This window comes from Pseudomonas folii (assembly GCF_014357575.1).
Lineage (GTDB): Bacteria > Pseudomonadota > Gammaproteobacteria > Pseudomonadales > Pseudomonadaceae > Aquipseudomonas > Aquipseudomonas folii.
Window position 1 is genome coordinate 1 of sequence record NZ_JACONW010000021.1, and the last position, 14,195, is coordinate 14,195.

Consider the following 14,195-nt stretch of genomic DNA (forward strand, 5'->3'; position numbering starts at 1 on the left):
AGCCTTTAAACCAGACTCTCATCAATCACCAGCACCAGCTTGCCATTGACCTTATTGGTCGCCAGCTCGGCATAAGCCGCTTCTGCGTCCTTGATCGGGTAGCTGCGGGCCAGTTGCGGTTTGAGGCGGCCTTCGGTGAACAGTGGCCAGACGTGCTGCCCCAGATCATGCAACAGGTCAGCCTTGAACGTGTCATCACGGCTGCGCAGGGTCGAACCCAGCAACTGAATGCGTTTGCCCAGTATCTGCGCCATGTCCAGTTGCGCCTCGCGGCCGCCCATCAAGCCGATCAGCACCCAGCGACCATCGACACCCAGCAGTTTGACGTTCAGCTCGGCATAGTTCGCGCCCACGGGATCAAGGATCACATTGAACGGCGCGAAGTCCTTGAGGCTGTCCAGGCTTTCATTGCGCACCACGCCGCCCTGAGCCCCCAATTCTATGCAGTACTCCAGACGGTCTGCCGAACCCACACTGACCCAGACCGGATTGCCAAACGCTTTGCAAAGCTGAATACCAGCTGAACCAACTCCACTTGCACCGGCGTGCAACAACACTTTCTCGCCGGGCTTGAGACCCGCCAACTGAAACAGGTTAAGCCATGCAGTGGCATAGACTTCCGGAATAGCGGCGGCCTCGGCCAGTGACAGGCCTTCAGGGACCGGCAAGACATGCCGCCCATCGACCACCGCTTCTTCCGCCATCGCCCCGCCAGCCAGCAGCGCACAGACTCTGTCGCCCACTTGCCAGGAAGCGCCGGGCCCGACTTCAGCGATCACGCCAGAACACTCCATCCCGAGAATTTCGCTCGCCCCGGGCGGTGGCGGATAGAGCCCCGCACGCTGTAATAAATCGGCCCGATTCAATCCCGCAGCCGCAACTTTGATACGAACTTGCCCTACATCCAGAGCCGGACTTGGCTCATCGACCCATTCCACACGACCTTCAACGCCTTGCAATGCCTTCACAGTGCCTCCATAGTGAGTCTGGACTGAGCCCGAAGCTGAAACAGCACGGGCTTTCTTGCATTATGCGACCGGATCCGACGGAACCGGCGACTTCCAAAGACGGCCTAATATGCGTTATCAATTGTCCCCGCGTCGAATCAGCATGAAGCATTTCTTACCAAGTACCGCCCTTGCGCTGGTTGTGGGTCTCAGCATTTTGCCGATGTCCGCCAGCTCCTTTGCCGCCAACAGCTGGGATAATCTCCAGCCGGATCGCGACGAAGTGATCGCCAGTCTCAACGTGGTTGAGCTGCTCAAGCGTCACCATTACAGCAAACCGCCCCTGGACGACAAACGTTCGGTGATCATCTATGAAAGCTACCTCAAGCTTCTGGACCCGGCGCGCAGCTACTTCCTCGCCAGCGATGTCGCCGAGTTCGACAAGTGGCGTACCCAGTTCGACGATTTCCTGAAAAGCGGCGACCTGAATCCTGGTTTTACCATCTACAAGCGTTATCTGGACCGCATCAAGTCGCGTCTGGATTTCGCACTGGCTGAATTGAACAAAGGCGTCGACAAACTTGATTTCACCGCCAAGGAAAGCCTGCTGGTAGATCGCAAGGACGCCGCCTGGCCGAAAAACGAAGCTGAACTGGATGACCTGTGGCGCAAGCGCGTCAAGGACGAAGTCCTGCGCCTGAAGATCGCGGGTAAAGACCCGGCCAAGATTCAGGAGACGCTGACCAAGCGCTACAAGAATCAACTGGCACGTCTGAGTCAGACCCGCGCTGAAGATATCTTCCAGGCGTACATCAACACCTTCGCCATGTCTTACGATCCGCACACCAACTACCTGTCTCCGGACAGCGCGGAAAACTTTGACATCAACATGAGCCTGTCGCTGGAAGGCATTGGCGCCGTGTTGCAGAGCGACAACGACAACGTGAAGATCGTGCGTCTGGTACCGGCCGGCCCTGCCGCCAAAACCAAACAGGTTGCGCCTGCCGACAAGATCGTCGCCGTTGCTCAGGGCGACAAGGAAATGGTCGACGTGATCGGCTGGCGTCTGGATGAAGTCGTGAAGCTGATTCGCGGTCCGAAAGGCTCCGTTGTGCGCCTCGAAGTGATTCCGGCCAGCAATGCACCGAATGACCAGACCAGCAAAATCGTTGCTATCACTCGCGAAGCGGTGAAGCTGGAAGAACAGGCCGCGAAGAAATCCATCCTGCATCTGAAACAGGATGGCCGCGACTACAAGCTTGGCGTGATCGACATTCCGGCTTTCTATCTGGACTTCAAGGCTTACCGTGCGGGTGATCCGCAGTACAAGAGCACCACCCGTGACGTGAAGAAACTGCTGACCGAACTGCAGGCCGAAAAGGTCGATGGCGTGGTTCTGGATCTGCGTAACAACGGTGGCGGCTCGCTGCAGGAAGCGACCGAACTGACCAGCCTGTTCATCGACAAAGGCCCAACTGTTCTGGTGCGTAATGCCGACGGCAAGGTTGATGTACTTGAAGACGAAGACACCGGCGCTTTCTACAAAGGCCCGATGGCACTGTTGGTGAACCGCCTGTCTGCCTCGGCCTCGGAGATTTTCGCCGGCGCCATGCAGGACTACCACCGCGCGTTGATCATCGGCGGCCAGACCTTCGGTAAAGGTACCGTGCAGACCATTCAGCCGCTCAATCACGGTGAGCTGAAACTGACCCTGGCCAAGTTCTACCGGGTTTCCGGGCAGAGCACCCAGCATCAGGGCGTCGTGCCGGACATCAACTATCCGTCGATCATCGACACCAAGGAAATCGGCGAGAGTGCGCTGCCTGAGGCAATGCCATGGGACAGCATCAAACCGGCGATCAAACCGGCTGTTGATCCTTTCAAGCCGTTCCTGGCCCAGCTTCAGTCGCGACATGAAACCCGTTCGGCGAAGGATGCAGAATTCGTGTTCATCGAAAATCGGCTGGCCCTGGCCAAGCAATTGATGAATGAGAAAACGGTCAGCCTCAACGAAGCGGACCGTCGCGCCGAGCACGCCTCGATCGAAGCCAAGCAACTGGCGCTGGAAAACGCCCGTCGTAAGGCCAAAGGTGAAGAGCCGCTCAAAGAACTGAAGAAAGAAGATGAAGATGCCCTACCGGTAGAAGACGAGAACGCCAAACCGGAGGACGATGCATATCTGTCCGAAACCGGTCGTATTCTGATCGACTATCTGGGTTTAAGTGCTTCGGTCGCCAAGAAGTAAACAGGTCCTTGCAGGAGCGCACGGAGGTTACGACGCCCGCGATCGCGGTGTGTCAGGCGAATGTAATCGCTGCCTGGCGTTGCTCGTGAGCTCCTACAGGAATTTGCAAATTCTGTAGGAGCGAGCTTGCTCGCGATAGCTCCAGTACAGGCAATATATTTATCGCCTGACAGACCGAATCGCGAGCAATGTGGATCGCCACCCCGGTCACTTCTACATGTCCCATGTTTGTCGCGCAACAGCGCAGTGTCAGGAAAACTGAGTGACCTCGTACAAAAATTCGGATTGAATCCTGAGGAATGGCGATCTGATGGCAATCGTCATCAAACAGTCATGAAGCTGTCGTGAAATAAGGGGCTCAAGCGCACTGTCGTTTGGCCCCTTTTTTCTTGCCTCGAGATTGCCATGACCATGACAGAACAGCTGAGCGCACTGAGCTCGATTCTCGCTCACAGCGATCTGCACAGCCTGTTCCAGCCAATCGTGTCGCTGACCGAACGAAGAATTCTGGGTTATGAAGCCCTGACGCGGGGCCCCTCGAACAGCGCCCTGCACTCCCCTGTCAACCTGTTCGCGGTGGCCCGTCATGCCGGACGCTTGAGCGAGCTGGAGATGGCCTGTCGCGAAAGTGCCTGCCGTCGATTCAGTGAACAGCAACTTGAAGGCAAGCTGTTTCTTAACATCTCGCCGGAATCCCTGTTGGAGTCCGCGCATCCGCCCGGTCGCACGCTGGAGTTGCTGCAAAGGTATGGCATCGCGCCCAACAAGGTCGTGATCGAGCTGACCGAACAAACCCCGACGGAAGATTTCGAGCTGCTGTACACCGCTTTGCATCACTATCGAGACATGGGATTTTCCATCGCCATGGATGATCTCGGAGCTGGATACTCCAGCCTGCGCTTATGGTCAGAGTTGCGTCCCGAGTACGTAAAGATCGACCGGCACTTCATCGACGGCATTCATCAAGATGCCGTCAAACGTGAATTCGTCGGTTCAATGCTGCAAATGGCCAAGGCTTCACGCGCCTCGGTCATCGCCGAAGGCATCGAACTGCCGGAAGAACTCGCGGTATTGAGCGAGATGGGTGTAGATCTGGTGCAGGGTTACCTGCTGTGCCGCCCGCAGGAGCAACCTCCCCGCGACACCCGCACGCTGCTCCCGAAACTGGACGCTGTAGCCATGCCCACCTTGACCGATGAAGGCAGCGACCTGAGCGCTTTGCTCAATGAACAACCGGCCGTCGAGCAAAGCACTCCCACCGCTTCGGTGCTCGAAGTATTTCGCAAGCAGGCGGCGCTGAACTCCATGGCCGTTCTGGATGATCAGGGTCGACCGTGTGGCATCGTGCACCGGCATTCATTGTCAGAAGTCCTGCTCAAACCCTTCGGCACCGAGCTGTTCGCCCGCAAGCCTATCAGCCGTTTGATGAGCGATGACTTTCTCGCGGTTGAACTGAATCAGTCGCTGCAAAAGGTCAGTCGTTTATTGACCAGCCGCGCCCGACAGCGCATCGAAGAAGACTTCATCATCACCTTGAACGGCAGCTACCTGGGGCTTGGCCGAGTGATCGATGTACTCAAGTTGATTACCGAACTGAAGATTCAGCAGGCCCGTTATGCCAACCCGCTGACACTGTTGCCCGGCAACGTCCCGATCCAGCAATGCCTGACCCGCCTGCTACAGCAGGGCCGCGAGTCGATGATTTGCTACGTGGACATCGACAGCTTCAAACCCTTCAACGATATCTATGGTTACGGCCGTGGCGACGAAGTCTTGCTGTGCCTGGCGCAATGCCTGAATGACCGTATTGACCCTAGCCAGGACTTCGTCGGCCACATTGGCGGCGACGACTTCCTGATGGTGTTGGGCTCCGAGGACTGGCGGAAGCGCCTGAACATACTGCTGGAAGACTTCCAGAATCAGTGCCGCCGCTTCTATCGCGTCGAGCATCTGGAAGCGGGCTGCTTTATCGCCTCCAATCGTCAAGGCCAGCGCCAGGAATTCCCCTTGCTGTCGCTGTCGATTGGTGTGATTCACTTGCACAGCGAATCCTGCAGCGAGCTCGATGCAAGCCAGTTGGCCGAACTGGCGTCAGAGGCCAAGCATCATGCCAAGGACATTATTGGCGCGAGCGTGCATGTGATTGATACGCGGGAGTTGGGGTTGGCTCAGGTGGGGTGATGGGCTGTGCAATGCCAAGGCGGTGCGGTGGTTGTCGTGGGACCGGCTTTAGCCGGGAAGGCAATGTTTCGGTACAGGAGTTCTCATTGCCTTTACAGGCCTCTTCCCGGCTAAAGCCGGTCCCACGTCAGGAAAATTGCAGGCAGCCAGAGATCTCACACAGGAGATCTTATTCCAAGCCGCAGCTACTCGGGATAACTGAACTCAAACACCCGAACCACTTCCGATGCATGCCACGACGCGGCAGCAACGCCATCGGACGGCCCTGAAAACCGCCCCAAACGCTCAGCACACTCAAAAAACCCGGTACGCGGCAATCGACTCGCGCCCTGGCTGATCACCAGCGAACTACGCAACGGCTGCTCGGCCTTGGCATCAATGGCCGCGAGGTGTTCCAGGGCAGCAGTCAGGGTCTGCATCGCCGGAGTTGGAAATTGCAGACGCTCCAGCAATGCGCGATAGGTCAACAGATGGCGCTGGCGACGTGCCTGATCCAGCTCGGCCAGCAACCCGTCCCAATGCTGACGACTGATGCGCACACTCATGCCTCACCCCGCCAGCCCGTCAAACCCATTTCCCAGGCAAGGCTGCGAAGAATTGCGGCGTCAGGTTTACGATCGCCACGTTCGATCATTTCCAGATACGACGGACTGATCCCAACAGTTCTTGCCAATTGCGCGACTTCAAGCCCTTTGGCGGCACGTAGCGCCGCCAACTGATCAAGACCCGGCAGTTCGGCAACCTCACCAACAGACACGGCCGGTGCGGGATTTGGCTGAGCCTCTGAGTGACCAGAGATGCCGGCGGCCTTGAGCAACGCCTGATACTGGGCCCACGGCAGAACCGCGTACTCGGGCTCACCATCGCGAGAAATAACCTGCAGATCCATACAACCCCCATGTAGGACAACTACACACATCGAGTAGGTTTATTTCCATGGCCGCAGTTTAACAGCGGTCATGGGCTACTTGCCCACTCCAAGTGCGCTCCCCAGCCTCCTGATCGGGTTGAGAGGACTGATCCGTCAATCCTTGGCTTTTTCCTGCTCAAGCAAGGCAGCAGTGGCAGGCAGACGCTCGACTACAATCAGCTTTTCCGGTGATTGACGTGCACGCCACTCGCGGAACGCATTCAGCTCGCCATCGAGGCTTTTCATGATCCAGGCAAGAACGGCAATGTCGTCGAACATACCGAGCCCGGGTATCCAGTCGGGGATCGCGTCCAGCGGGCTCAGGAAGTACATCAGACCGGCCACGATCGACAGCAGCGCCTTGGGGCTGATCGATCGATACTCGCCCCGCCAGTAAGCCAGACACAACGCCTGCAACAGGCGCAGGTCGTCCTTTATCTTGCCAAGGCGACTGCCTTCAGCAGAACCTTTTCGCGCCACGGCGAATAACAAGGCTGGCAAGCGTCCGGCAGCGATCAATCGTCGCGCCATAGGCAGATATCGAAGCAAATTCCACGGTGCTTTCATGTCAACTCCCGTTGAACGACGTTTGTTGCCGATAAACACCGTCCCTACAAAGCCGGTGTCCGGTACTCAAAAAGGTTATCCACACAACTTGTGGATAACCTTGTGAACAGAGGCGTTTTTTCTGGCCACAACCCTTGTTTTACGGGGTCCGGAGTCAAATCGGGCGTTTTTTAGTCACATAAAAAAAGCTATAAAAATCGTTGACTTAAGCCTGCCCAGAAGTTACCCACAGCCACTGTCACAAAAATGTTGGATCGTCAGACAAAGCACATGGCTTCTGTCGTCGGTTCTGTTACTCCGACTGCGCCCATACGAATCCGTTCGACCAGAAACGACAACGCCCCGTCGAAACGGGGCGTTGTGGTCAAACCGGTGCGTCGCTTACTTGGAAGCGGGAGCCGCCGGCTCTTCTTCGGCGTCAGGTGCACCTGCGGCTGCAGGGTCCTTGATGCCCAGCAGTTCCAGGTCGAATACCAGAACCGAGTTGGCAGGGATCGTCGGGCTTGGGCTCTGTGCGCCGTAGGCCAGATCGCTCGGAATGTAGAGCTTGATCTTCTCGCCAACGTGCATCAGTTGCAGACCTTCGACCCAACCCGGGATCACGCCGCTAACCGGCAGATCAATCGGGCTGCCACGCTCAACAGAGCTGTCGAAAACCTTGCCGTCAGTCAGCTTGCCTTCGTAGTGAACAGTCACTACGTCAGTTGGCTTAGGCTGAGGGCCATCGGCTTTCTTGACGATTTCATACTGCAGGCCCGAAGCGGTAGTCACTACACCTGCCTTCTTGCCGTTTTCTTCGAGGAATTTCTTGCCGGCCGCTGCCGACTCTTCGCTCATTTTGGCCATACGCTCTTCGGCACGCTTTTGCAGCGCTGCGAAGGCTTCAACCAATTCTTCATCCTTGAGCTTTTGATCTTTCTTGCCGACGGCATCTTCGATACCAAGGGCTACTGCTTTGGAGTCAAGGTCATCCATGCCTTCCTGAGCCAGGCTTTTGCCCATGTTCAGACCAATGCCGTAAGACGCTTTTTGTGCCGGGGTTTTCAGCTCAACAGTGCTGGCTTGCTTATCACAACCTGCGAGTACCAGACCGACCAGGGCAATCGCCGCTGCCAACCGATGCTGTTTCATTCTGATTCCTTGTTCATGCGCCAATAGGGCAAACGAGTAAAGCCGCGAGCTTATCAGGGTGCCGCGATCAATGGCTACCGGCATGAGAGACAGAAAATGCAGATAAGTTCAGGTATCCAAAGGTTTTCTTGGCAAGAGCGTGGGATGTTCAGTTGGGGTTCAGGTCTGGGGGGCAATCGGGCTGGCATAGGCCCAACCTTCGTTTAGTGCATTTTGTGTACATATCCGTTTTTGTTGTAACGGCTGGTATTGGTTGCGCCCTTCGTTCAGACAGCGCACGCGCACAAGAAGGCCGCGATCAGTCGCTGATCATTTCAGTGTCGATGAGCGGCGTCGAAGGTCGGTGTGATCGACCCGGGATGCCGTTTCTCGCGCTCAGCAAGATAACAGCAGGCGAAAGACTGCGCGTTAACGGGCCGAGAATATGCAGGCTGCAAGAACCTGCCGACTACCATTCTCAACATTGATTATCATTAGCATTAAAACCTATACTCTTCCCCCGCGATTCAATCGGTCAGGGTGACTTAATGTTCGATCTGGAAAACGTCAGCCTCAACGTCACCGAGCGCACTCTGCTCCACCCCCTCAGCATGCAACTGCCCCATGGCGAGATGATCGGCCTGATCGGTCACAACGGCTCGGGCAAATCGACCCTGCTCAAACTGCTGGCCCGTCAGCTGCAACCTTCCTCAGGAACGATCAGCCTGGACGGCAAGCCGCTGAGCAGCTGGAACGGTCGCGATTTCGCCCGTCAGGTCGCTTACCTGCCCCAACAATTGCCGCAGACCGACAGCTTGAATGTCCGCGAACTGGTCGCTTTCGGGCGTTACCCCTGGCATGGGGCGCTGGGTCGCGTAACGCGCGAAGACAACATGCACATTGATCGTGCGCTGGAACTGACCGACACCGACACCTTTGCCGAACGGATGGTCGACCAGTTGTCCGGTGGCGAGCGCCAGCGGGTCTGGTTGGCCATGTTGCTGGCGCAAAACAGCCGTTTCCTGCTGCTCGACGAGCCGACGTCTGCACTGGACATCGCCCATCAGGTGGAAGTGCTCGGCAGGGTCAAGACCCTTAGCCGCGAACTCAACCTCGGGGTGCTGGTGGTCTTGCATGACGTCAATATGGCGGCTCGTTATTGCGACCATCTGCTGGCACTGCACGGTGGACGTTTGCTGGCCCAGGGCAGCCCAAGCCAACTGATGCGCAGTGAAATCCTGCAAGACATTTATGGCATTGCGATGGGCGTGCTGCCCAACCCTGTCGACGGCTCACCGATCAGCTACCCGATCTGACTGATTGAGGTGAATCATCGAGCGCAGCGCGGTGGCTTACCGCCCGGCAGCGCCTAAGGGCGGCTAGAGGGTAATCATTTCCGGCGGCGGCTCGTCGATCAAAGGACAGTTATCACAATGAGCCAGCGTGTCCAGACGATAGCGAATGCAGCAGACTCGCCGTTGACGCCAGCGTCCGTCTGCGCGCAGGTCACAGGACACGGGTTCGTAGCGAATCGGTAAAAACAGCGGATTGCGTGAACCGTCCGGGCGCCGTTCGGTTTCCAGCAGTGCCTTGCCATCCGCCAATAGATGCGGCGGCAGCGGCACTCGCGCCATTTCACCGATAAACCACTCGAAATAGTTACCAGCGTTGCTCCACAGCACTTTGGGTGAGAGCTTGACCTCACTGGCCAGGCCCTGCACAAAAGGCTGCAAATGGGTGTCGATCAGGTCGCTGAAACGTTGGAACGGATCGCTCGGAGGGCTACTGAACACCTCGCCGTCGCCCGTCAGCTTGAAGGCTTCAGGCAAGCCCTGTGCATCAAGCACCACCTCGACGTCAGCAAAGTCCAACGGCAGGCGACGGCCAAGTACCAGAGCAGCAGCCACCACCGGCGGAATCAGTTTGACCAGATAATACTTCGACCATTGTGACGCCAGGGCGCGACGATCCTGGCCCGCGTGTTCCGGTGAAAAACGCTGCAGCACAGGCTCCAGATACTCAGGCTGCAACAGCCGCGTGGAAGCAATCGAGGGCCGAGGGTCATCACGCGTTACCAGCACGTCGCGATAGCTTGCGAACTGCCCCATGAACAGCGGCGCAAGGGCAGCAATCATGCTTGCGCCCCGCGCTGCCTGGCGTCGGGAGTGATTACGCTCAGGTGAAATAACGTCAACATAACTGGCATTGCTCGAAGAACACTTCGCGGCTCAGCAGCATCAGCGCAGCCAATGCCCACAGTGCGAAATTCAGTTGTGACGGCTCGCGATCATGCGGCACCCGCCAGACGTCGCCGTCACCCGCCACTTCAAGCAGCGGCTTATCGTCGACCATCAACACAAGGAAGCGCTCGCCTGCATAGGCGAACAGTCGGCGCCCGTCGGGCAGTAACAGCGTTCCATTGGTAGAGTTGCAGGACATGGCAGGACCACCTCGGGCCGCGAAAAAGATGCGCATTGAAAACAGCGCCCCCGTCTCGTATGACGCGCAGGGGCGCTGCGGATTTAGTCCGGATGTGTAAATCACACCGCAGTCAGAGTCGCTCAGGCACTTTGTGCCGCCCGGCTCTTCGTATCGCGATTGATGCTTTTGCCACCCTGTGGCTGATCGAAAATCGATGCAGCGATTTCCGCAGCACGCATCGGCAACACCGACAGCAGCGTGTCGCTGAGGCCGTGGCTGTCCTGGCTGAAGCCCTGCATGTAGATGCTCGCACGCAGACGCGGATCGGTTTGCAAACGGTAATCGCGACCCACTTCATAGTCGCCAAGGTAATCCTTGAGCGGCGCGAGCAGCTCGCGATGGGAGCTGCGCTGATAACCGGTAGCCAGAATCACCACGTCATAACGGCGTTGCTCGGTCGCGCCGGTGGCGCTGTCGCGCAGGGTCAGTTCGATGCCGTTGCTGTCGGCACCGGCCAACTCGACAGTGCGCCGGCTGAGAAACGCATGACGCTGCTGATTGGCAACTTTCTGTCGGTAAAAAATCGAATAGATCGACTCGATCAGATTGAGGTCCACCACCGAATAGTTGGTGTTGTGGTATTCCTGGATCAACTTTTCACGCTCTGCCTGCGGCTCGTTGAACACCAGATCGGTATAGCTCGGCGCGAAGATTTCGTTGACGAAAGGGCTGTCATCCGCTGGTTTTAGCACCGCTGCACGCAGAATCATGTCGACCTGCGCTGACGGGTAGCTGTCATTCAGGTCAATGAACGCCTCGGCCGCACTCTGCCCGCCGCCAATCACCGCAATGCGCATCGACGGGTTCTTCAGGCATGGCTGTCTGGCGATACTTTCCAGGTAGCGCGAGTGGTGAAACACGCGCGCGTCGTTACGTAGATGACTGAACGCCGCCGGGATGCGCGGCGTCCCACCGGTACTGACGACTACGGAGCGCGTCAGACGGAAACGCTCCTGACCCCGCACATCGGTGGACAGCACTTTGAGCAGTTCTATGCCATCAGGACCTTGCACGGGCTCAACGCGGGAAACTTCTTCGCCATAGGCGCACTGCTCGGAAAATTGTCGGGCCACCCAGCACAAATAGTCGTTGTACTCCATACGGCACGGATAAAGTGTGCCCAGGTTTATGAAGTCGATCAGTCGGTCGTGCTTGTGCAGGTAATTCACGAAACTGAAAGGGCTGGTCGGGTTACGCAAGGTGACCAGATCCTTGAGGTAGGAAATCTGTAACTCGCTCTGGGTGACGAGGGTGTTGCCATGCCAGCGGTAGTCGTGCTGTTTGTCGAGGAAAAGCGCCTGATAATTGCGCCCCTGCTGCAGAGCCTGTTCCTGCAAAGCAATCGCCAGCGCCAGATTAGACGGACCAAAGCCAATGCCAAGTACGTCGTAGGTCGGTGAGATCAACTGAGTCATGATGCCAGTGTCCTGTTTCACGGTAGCTGTGGAGCACGACGCGGGCCGGAATAAATCTTCCTCACCCTGAGGGTGGCGTTACTCCGCCTTCACGGCGCAGCCTGCCTTTTCCAACACCTGCGCATCGGCCAGAAGAAGCGCTTTCAAAAGTGCATTCAAAGGTAGTGACGAGAGCGCTCAGAAAAACTTTAGTAATGTTTCTCATTTGCGTATCGGGCCGCAGAAGTGGCGCGCCAGGCTAAAGCGCAGTCGCCCCCCCTCGCAGGGAGTGTCGGAATGCCGCATTCCCGGATAAATTCGGTGCCGGTCAGGGCAGTGCCGACTGCGCTAGAGCGCGGTGTCAAAGACACCGCTGCCCCGCTTGAGAAACACCGCATAAACCTCTGAATTCATGCTGTTTTTTTGCAGCAGCGAGCCTGTTCGTGAAAGGTCTGACTCAGACGAAGAATCCCGCACCATAAAAGGCGAATTGCCAGCATGCAATTTTTCTTAAATTTTCCTTCGCTCGCTCGTCTTAACAAAAATGATTCGGCTTGGCTTCCACTCTCAGGGCCAACGCACCGATCAGCCCTTGAATTCCAGCGTGCCCGACGGTGGCCGCAGAGCCTAGGAAAAAATGATGCAGACTCCCCCACAAAGCACCCTTGGTGAGCTTTTCAAGCTACTGCGGCCGTTCTGGCCACAGTTGCTGATGGCGACGGTCCTCGGCATCATCGGCGGCGCCAGCATTACTGCGCTACTTGCCACCATCAACCACAGCCTGAATGCCGAAGGTGGCATGCAATCAGGCTTGCTGGCAGGGTTTGCCGGCCTCTGTGTGCTGGCGCTGGTGGGATCGATCATTTCTGACATCGGCACCAACTATGTCGGGCAGCACTCCATTGCACGGTTACGTAAAGAGCTGGGCAGCAAGATCATCTCCGCCCCTATCGAGCAGATCGAGCGCTATCGCAGTCATCGCCTGATCCCGGTACTGACGCACGACATCGATACCATCAGCGACTTTGTGTTCGCCTTTGCACCGCTGGCGGTATCGCTGACGGTCTGCCTGAGCTGCCTGGGCTACCTAGCGGTCTTGTCGCTGCCGATGTTCCTCACCACGGCGGTCGCCATCATCATTGGCAGCGCCATCCAGTTTCTGGTGCGCAGCCGTGGCATCCGTGGGTTCTTTCAGGCCCGCGAAGAAGAAGACGAACTGCAAAAGCACTACCGTGCCCTGGCTGAAGGCGCCAAGGAACTGCGTATCAGCCGCCCGCGCCGCTTCCAGCACTACAACGAGCGCCTGCAAGGCACCATTGATCGCATCTGCGATATCCAGGTTCGTTCGATCAACCTGTTTGTGGTCGCCAAAGGCTTCGGCTCCACCCTGTTCTTCATCGTCATAGGCCTGGCTCTGGCCTATGAGTCAATCTGGCCGAGCACCGATAGAGCCACCCTCAGCGGCTTTATTCTGGTGTTGCTGTACATGAAAGGTCCGCTTGAGCATCTGGTCGGCAACCTGCCCATCGTCAGTCGTGCCCAGGTTGCTTTCCGGCGCATTGCCGAGCTGTCGATTCGCTTCTCTTCTCCGGAGCCCAACCTGCTGTTGCGCGACGATGAGCGCAAGACCCTGGACATTGAGCAGATCGAACTGCGTGACCTGAGCTACCACTACCCTACCGAAGACGGCAGCACCGGTTTTGGTGTCGGTCCGCTCAACCTGACCATCCAGCGCGGTGAGATTCTGTTTATTGCGGGCGAAAACGGCTGCGGTAAAACCAGCATGATCAAACTGCTGTTGGGCCTTTATGTGCCACAGAGCGGCCAGGTATTGATTGATGGCAGACCTGTCGACGACAGCAACCGCGACGACTATCGCCAGCTGTTCACGACTATTTTTGCCGACTACTTCCTGTTCGAAGACCTGCTCAAGGACAGTGCTGAAATCCCCGCCGAAGCCAACCGCTATCTGGAGCGGCTGGAAATTGCCCACAAGGTCTCACTGAACGACCACAGCTATTCCACCACCGACCTGTCCACCGGTCAGCGCAAACGTCTCGCTCTGGTTCAAGCCTGGCTCGAGAAGCGCCCGGTGCTGGTGTTCGATGAATGGGCCGCAGACCAGGACCCTGAGTTCCGGCGCATTTTCTACACCGAGTTGCTGCCGGAGCTGCGCGCCCAGGGCAAGACCTTGATCGTGATTTCTCACGACGATCGCTACTTCGATGTCGCCGACCGATTACTGCGGATGAGCGCGGGAAACATCGTCGAGGTCCAGCGCAAGAACAAGGACACCTCGTCAACCAGCCCCGACGTCGCACTCACCTGATCCGTCACGGCGCCCCTGATTACAGTGGCGC

The 14,195-nt window shown here is 57.3% G+C and carries 12 protein-coding genes; 4 read left to right on the forward strand and 8 right to left on the reverse strand.

Going from position 1 to position 14,195, the window contains the following annotated elements; all coding sequences use genetic code 11:
* Positions 1-5: 5 nt before the first annotated feature.
* A complete protein-coding gene (locus H8S59_RS07000) occupies positions 6-968 on the reverse strand; it encodes a zinc-binding dehydrogenase (RefSeq protein ID WP_187520937.1) in 963 nt (320 codons plus the stop codon).
* Positions 969-1,110: 142 nt separating this feature from the next.
* On the opposite strand from H8S59_RS07000, the gene H8S59_RS07005 reads away from it, so the two are divergent.
* On the forward strand, positions 1,111-3,192 hold the full coding sequence (locus H8S59_RS07005; RefSeq protein ID WP_176469791.1) for a carboxy terminal-processing peptidase: 2,082 nt from the start codon (positions 1,111-1,113) through the stop codon (positions 3,190-3,192).
* 405 nt (positions 3,193-3,597) lie between these two features.
* Entirely contained in the window at positions 3,598-5,373 is a 1,776-nt protein-coding gene (locus H8S59_RS07010; RefSeq protein WP_187520938.1) for a bifunctional diguanylate cyclase/phosphodiesterase, read from the forward strand.
* Positions 5,374-5,558: 185 nt separating this feature from the next.
* On the opposite strand, the gene H8S59_RS07015 is transcribed toward H8S59_RS07010, so the two are convergent.
* The 4 genes from H8S59_RS07015 to bamJ form a co-directional block, all read right to left on the reverse strand.
* Positions 5,559-5,918, reverse strand: a complete 360-nt coding sequence (locus H8S59_RS07015; RefSeq protein WP_187520939.1) for a hypothetical protein — start codon at positions 5,916-5,918, stop codon at positions 5,559-5,561.
* The gene (locus H8S59_RS07020) at positions 5,915-6,262 is read right to left on the reverse strand and encodes a helix-turn-helix domain-containing protein (RefSeq protein WP_187520940.1); all 348 of its coding nucleotides are present in this window, start codon (positions 6,260-6,262) and stop codon (positions 5,915-5,917) included. Before H8S59_RS07020 ends, H8S59_RS07015 begins: the two co-directional genes overlap by 4 nt.
* A 135-nt stretch (positions 6,263-6,397) precedes the next feature.
* Complete coding sequence (locus tag H8S59_RS07025) at positions 6,398-6,850, reverse strand: YkvA family protein (protein ID WP_027899635.1); 453 nt, start codon at positions 6,848-6,850, stop codon at positions 6,398-6,400.
* Positions 6,851-7,231: 381 nt separating this feature from the next.
* Complete coding sequence (gene bamJ / locus H8S59_RS07030; RefSeq protein ID WP_087265420.1) at positions 7,232-7,981, reverse strand: BamJ family beta-barrel-assembly machinery protein; 750 nt, start codon at positions 7,979-7,981, stop codon at positions 7,232-7,234.
* Between the two features lie 527 nt (positions 7,982-8,508).
* On the opposite strand from bamJ, the gene H8S59_RS07035 reads away from it, so the two are divergent.
* Positions 8,509-9,276 (forward strand): ATP-binding cassette domain-containing protein, encoded by a 768-nt coding sequence (locus tag H8S59_RS07035; RefSeq protein WP_187520941.1) that lies wholly within the window; start codon positions 8,509-8,511, stop codon positions 9,274-9,276.
* A 63-nt stretch (positions 9,277-9,339) separates the two neighbouring features.
* On the opposite strand, the gene fhuF is transcribed toward H8S59_RS07035, so the two are convergent.
* The 3 genes from fhuF to H8S59_RS07050 all read right to left on the reverse strand — a co-directional run bounded on the left by fhuF (position 9,340) and on the right by H8S59_RS07050 (position 11,856).
* Positions 9,340-10,095: a siderophore-iron reductase FhuF gene (gene fhuF / locus H8S59_RS07040; protein WP_187520942.1), complete on the reverse strand. Its 756-nt coding sequence runs from the start codon at positions 10,093-10,095 to the stop codon at positions 9,340-9,342.
* A gap of 55 nt (positions 10,096-10,150) precedes the next feature.
* Positions 10,151-10,399, reverse strand: coding sequence for a hypothetical protein (locus H8S59_RS07045; RefSeq protein WP_187520943.1), 249 nt, complete (start codon positions 10,397-10,399; stop codon positions 10,151-10,153).
* 122 nt (positions 10,400-10,521) lie between these two features.
* Positions 10,522-11,856 (reverse strand): lysine N(6)-hydroxylase/L-ornithine N(5)-oxygenase family protein, encoded by a 1,335-nt coding sequence (locus H8S59_RS07050; RefSeq protein ID WP_095093471.1) that lies wholly within the window; start codon positions 11,854-11,856, stop codon positions 10,522-10,524.
* A 619-nt stretch (positions 11,857-12,475) separates the two neighbouring features.
* On the opposite strand from H8S59_RS07050, the gene H8S59_RS07055 reads away from it, so the two are divergent.
* A complete protein-coding gene (locus H8S59_RS07055) occupies positions 12,476-14,164 on the forward strand; it encodes a cyclic peptide export ABC transporter (protein WP_187520944.1) in 1,689 nt (562 codons plus the stop codon).
* Positions 14,165-14,195 lie beyond the last annotated feature (31 nt).

Bases quoted from the DNA above. Each gene is read 5' to 3' on its own strand.
- bamJ (WP_087265420.1), bottom strand. From the start codon at position 7,981: ATGAAACAGCATCGGTTGGCAGCGGCGATTGCCCTGGTCGGTCTGGTA.
- H8S59_RS07010 (WP_187520938.1), top strand. From the start codon at position 3,598: ATGACCATGACAGAACAGCTGAGCGCACTGAGCTCGATTCTCGCTCAC.
- H8S59_RS07035 (WP_187520941.1), top strand. From the start codon at position 8,509: ATGTTCGATCTGGAAAACGTCAGCCTCAACGTCACCGAGCGCACTCTG.
- H8S59_RS07050 (WP_095093471.1), bottom strand. From the start codon at position 11,856: ATGACTCAGTTGATCTCACCGACCTACGACGTACTTGGCATTGGCTTT.
- H8S59_RS07045 (WP_187520943.1), bottom strand. From the start codon at position 10,399: ATGTCCTGCAACTCTACCAATGGAACGCTGTTACTGCCCGACGGGCGC.
- fhuF (WP_187520942.1), bottom strand. From the start codon at position 10,095: ATGATTGCTGCCCTTGCGCCGCTGTTCATGGGGCAGTTCGCAAGCTAT.
- H8S59_RS07005 (WP_176469791.1), top strand. From the start codon at position 1,111: ATGAAGCATTTCTTACCAAGTACCGCCCTTGCGCTGGTTGTGGGTCTC.
- H8S59_RS07055 (WP_187520944.1), top strand. From the start codon at position 12,476: ATGCAGACTCCCCCACAAAGCACCCTTGGTGAGCTTTTCAAGCTACTG.
- H8S59_RS07015 (WP_187520939.1), bottom strand. From the start codon at position 5,918: ATGAGTGTGCGCATCAGTCGTCAGCATTGGGACGGGTTGCTGGCCGAG.
- H8S59_RS07020 (WP_187520940.1), bottom strand. From the start codon at position 6,262: ATGGATCTGCAGGTTATTTCTCGCGATGGTGAGCCCGAGTACGCGGTT.
- H8S59_RS07025 (WP_027899635.1), bottom strand. From the start codon at position 6,850: ATGAAAGCACCGTGGAATTTGCTTCGATATCTGCCTATGGCGCGACGA.